The sequence below is a fragment of the Oleiphilus sp. HI0117 genome, assembly GCF_001635235.1.
In genome coordinates, this window is sequence record NZ_LWGA01000781.1 from 1 (window position 1) to 3,576 (window position 3,576).

3 protein-coding genes are annotated in these 3,576 nt (G+C 46.7%); all 3 read right to left on the reverse strand.

The features are described 5' to 3' along the window. The coding region (gene tilS / locus A3757_RS12665) for a tRNA lysidine(34) synthetase TilS (RefSeq protein ID WP_068739734.1) at positions 1 to 758 on the reverse strand (758 nt) is incomplete at its 3' end. A 29-nt stretch (positions 759 to 787) separates the two neighbouring features. Beyond that, entirely contained in the window at positions 788 to 1,738 is a 951-nt protein-coding gene (accA, locus tag A3757_RS12670) for an acetyl-CoA carboxylase carboxyl transferase subunit alpha (RefSeq protein ID WP_068511446.1), read from the reverse strand. A gap of 128 nt (positions 1,739 to 1,866) precedes the next feature. Continuing rightward, positions 1,867 to 3,576, reverse strand: a 1,710-nt coding sequence (locus A3757_RS12675) for an exodeoxyribonuclease VII large subunit (protein WP_156506308.1), incomplete at its 5' end; no start/stop codon positions are given.

Genomic DNA, 3,576 nt, shown 5'->3' on the forward strand with positions numbered 1-3,576 from the left:
ACTGAGATATCGATGACTTTTTCACCCTGAGCGCGCTCAAGCAACAAGCCAGAATCAAATTGCTTTACACACCAATCATCAATAAAGCTTTGCGTTTCACTTGCTTTACACGCAACCTGCGCAAGAGCCTCGGTAGAATTTGGCCAACGCTGTTCAAGTAGAGGGAGAATTTCATTCCTCAGAAAGTTTCTATCAAAGACTGAATCACTATTGCTTTCATCCTCGACCCACTTCAGACCCAAACCTTCCGCTTCTAACTCTAAAGCCCTTCTCGAGACCTCAAGCAAAGGGCGATAAATAACAGTTCCACAAGACATAAGCCTGCTAGGCGGAATAGCCGATAAGCCCTTAACACCACTACCGCGCAATGCCCTAATCAACACCGTTTCAGCCTGATCGTTTTGATGATGACCCTGGAGCAACACATCACCATCATTTAGCAGCCTCTCGAAAACTTCGTAACGAGCCTTCCTGGCTGCGGCCTCTAGCCCTTCACCACTCGCAGTAACTGATACACGCTCTACATAGCAAGGAATAGATAGCTCCTGGCACACCTGCTGACAATGACGAGCCCAGTCGTCTGCGTTTTTACTAAGCCCATGATGAACATGTATTGCTGATAAAGCTAAGGAGGGGTTTAATAAACGAAAAGTATGCAAGAGCACGATAGAGTCCAAGCCACCACTCAAGGCAACAACATAGCGTTTGGACTCGGGCACTCTTTTTAATGCCTGCAAGATCACCGGGGAAACCTTCATCTCACTCACAGAGCACCCTATTTGACTATTTACTCTTTAACGTAGGCCGTTAAACGTTGATAGCGCTGATCCATTAATTCTTCAGTATCTAAAGCCGAAAGTTCATCAAGCCCTGCAATAAGCTGAGCCTTCAATTGAGTAGCCATCTCGGGCATATTTCTATGTGCACCGCCTAAAGGCTCCTCTATGACGCCATCAACCAGACCTAATTCTTTCAGACGTTGAGCGTTAACCCCCATCGCTTCAGCCGCATCAGCTGCATACTCAGCACTTTTCCACAGAATGGAGGCACAACCCTCAGGGGAAATAACAGAATAAGTTGAGTACTGAAGCATATTTAGACGATCACAGACACCAATAGCCAGCGCGCCACCAGAACCACCTTCACCAATAACAGTGGATATAATTGGCGTTTTAAGCCGAGACATGACAGCTAGATTATGAGCTATCGCCTGGCTTTGGCCGCGCTCTTCAGCACCAATTCCCGGGTAGGCACCTGGCGTGTCTATAAAGGTGATAATAGGCAAGGAAAAACGTTCAGCTAGCTCCATAAGGCGACAAGCCTTGCGGTAACCCTCTGGCCGGGGCATACCAAAGTTACGCTTGACCTTTTCTTTAACTTCGCGCCCTTTCTGATGACCAATAATCATTACTGGACGCCCTTCAAGCCGAGCAATACCACCTACAATCGACTGATCATCAGCATAAGTTCTATCACCATGCAACTCATCAAAGTCTGTGAAAATCTGCTCAATGTAATCAAGCGTATAAGGACGCTTTGGATGTCTAGCCAAGCGCGCGACATCCCAAGCATTAAGATTCGCAAAAATATCTTTTGTACGAATCTCGCATTCATGCTCAAGACGCTCAATCACTTCTTGAATATTGAGCTCCTGATCACTGCCGACCAAGCGAAGTTCTTCTATTTTTTCTTCCAGCTCTGCAATGGGCTGTTCAAAATCAAGGTAGTATAAATTCATAATAAACCGCTTTAGTCTGGCTAACTGACTCTTCCATTAGATTTGAGGGGGCTATTGTTACTTTTTTTTCGCCGCCTTACCAGACAGCATAAGTGAAAATCCCGCCACAACATAAAAAAAATATGAGGCTAATAAACGAGCTGCGCCTTCCCTTCACCCAGCAAATACTCTAACTCTTGAAACAATTCGTCAGCAGGCTCAACCCGCCAGCTATCACCAAATTCGATAACCGCACTCACATCAGGTCGCTGGTAGCTTAAGGCAACCTTACAACCTGCTGGCTGAAGCGACTCTTCTTCTCGCACCATTGCCCCCTCACCAAGCATTGCTGGTGCAGCAGGTACTGGCTGAGTACAACGATAAGGTTCCAACTTACTCTTAACGCTTTCTAGCATTCCGTCAGCACACTGCGCCTGACTAATACTGATAGAGATATTCTTGGCAAAGTTAATTCTCGCTGAAGCAATACTTTGTACCTGGCTAACTCGCATCTTCAGCATTCCGGAATAGTCATCAAGACTCACTACACCAGAAACAGCAACCACCTCATCCTTTTGAATAGCCTCGCGACACTCGTCAAATGTATCCGCAAATAGTGTCGCCTCAATTCGTGCACTACGATCATCCAAAGTAACGAAGCACATGGTCTGGCCACGTTTATTCTTCATTACCCGAATTTCAACAATCAAACCCACTACCGTCGTCCGATTACGACTGGACTTAAGGTTTAATATAGAGTTCGGAGCAAAACGCCTAACCTCTTTTTCATACTCATCAAAAGGGTGACCTGTCAGGTATAAGCCCAAGGTGTCTTTTTCCTGCCCTAGCCGCTCTTTTTCACTCCACTCACGAACACCTTCTGAACTTGCGTAGACATCCTCATCTTCGTCAGGAACAACCTCGCCAAACATATCCATCATACCCGCATTTTGGTTTCTGGCATTCTGGTCAGCGCGTTGTACTGCTTCGGTAATACTTTCCATCATCCTCGCGCGGCTCGGGCCAATCGAATCCATGGCACCGGCTCGGATCAATGCTTCCAGAGCTCGCTTATTCACCTTCTTCAAATCTACCCGGTCACAAAAATCAAACAGACTTTTAAATGGTCCGCCCTCTTCCCTGGCTTCCAAGACACTCTCAACGGGCCCTTCCCCTAAGCCTTTAATGGCACCCAAACCGTAGACAACCTGAAGATCGTCATCAACGGTAAAGGTATATTGACTGACATTGACATTCGGCAGCACCAAAGAGATTTTCATCTGACGACACTCTTCGACTAAGGTCACCACCTTGTCGGTATTTTGCATATCGGCAGTCAGTACCGCAGCCATAAACTCTGAAGGAAAATGAGTCTTTAGCCACAATGTTTGATAGGAAACGACCGCATAGGCCGCTGAGTGAGACTTGTTAAAACCATAGCCCGCAAACTTTTCTACCAAGTCGAATATTTTCATGGCGAGGTCTGGGTCAACACCAATTGACGCAGCACCTTCACGGAAGGTATCGCGCTGCTTAGCCATTTCTTCCGGTTTTTTCTTACCCATTGCACGACGCAGCATATCCGCGCCACCTAGCGTATATCCTGCCAAGGTCTGTGCAATCTGCATAACCTGTTCCTGATAGACAATAACACCGTAAGTCGGTTCTAGAATGCCTTTCAGACTCTCATGCTGAAAGTCAGGATGAGGATAGGCTACTTCTGCCCGCCCATGCTTACGGTTGATAAAGTCATCAACCATGCCTGACTCCAAAGGCCCCGGTCTAAATAGTGCAACCAGTGCGATCATATCTTCAAGGTTGTCTGGCTGAAGTCGACGAATCAAGTCTTTCATACCACG

Excerpts from the sequence above, each read along its gene's own strand:
- accA (WP_068511446.1), bottom strand. The coding sequence starts at position 1,738 with ATGAATTTATACTACCTTGATTTTGAACAGCCCATTGCAGAGCTGGAA.